The sequence below is a fragment of the Mitsuaria sp. TWR114 genome (assembly GCF_007997345.1).
Genome location: NZ_VOSR01000083.1, coordinates 1 through 618 on the forward strand (window position 1 = coordinate 1; position 618 = coordinate 618).

Genomic DNA, 618 nt, shown 5'->3' on the forward strand with positions numbered 1-618 from the left:
GCGCTCGGCGAGGCGGTCGGCATGCACGGCTTCCTGCGTCGCATGCTCGAGGAACTCCTCGGCGATGCGCGGCGAGTTCAGGCCGTGCGCGGTGAAGTAGTGGCGCTTGTAGCGCAGCACGCAGACCAGCTCGGTGGCCAGCGCGTCGTTGAGCAGCCGGATCACGTCGTCGCGCCACGGGCCGTAGCTGGGCGTGACCGGGCCTTCGTCCAGGTGCTGGCGAGCGCGTTGCAAGGCCTGCTCGTCCAGCTGCAGGTGCTTGTGTTCAGGGGCGTTCATGGGCGGGCTCCTCTGGATGCGGAAAACGGGGGGAGGGTCACTTTCGCAGCGCGTTCACGCCGGTGATGCCGAGCACCAGCAGCACCAGGAAGATGACCAGGAAGATCCCGAACAGGATCTTGGCGATGCCGGCGGCGCCGGCGGCGATGCCGGTGAAGCCGAGCACGCCCGCCACCAGCGAGATCACGGCGAAGATCAAGGCCCACTTCAACATGACGAATCCTTTCAGGTGAACGGCCGCGGCGCGGCGCTTGCAGGGCATGTTGGCGCCGCGCAGCGCGAGCGGGGATCAGCAGGGTCCACGTCCGGATGTAGGACATCACGCCGCAGCGCGCGCCC

2 protein-coding genes are annotated in these 618 nt (G+C 68.3%); both read right to left on the bottom strand.

What is annotated here, in order from left to right; translation table 11 throughout:
* Positions 1-279: ferritin-like domain-containing protein (locus FUT87_RS04420; protein WP_259372339.1), on the bottom strand; the 279-nt coding region annotated here is incomplete at its 3' end.
* Positions 280-316: 37 nt separating this feature from the next.
* A complete protein-coding gene (locus FUT87_RS04425; protein WP_084452206.1) occupies positions 317-493 on the bottom strand; it encodes a DUF1328 family protein in 177 nt (58 codons plus the stop codon).
* Positions 494-618 lie beyond the last annotated feature (125 nt).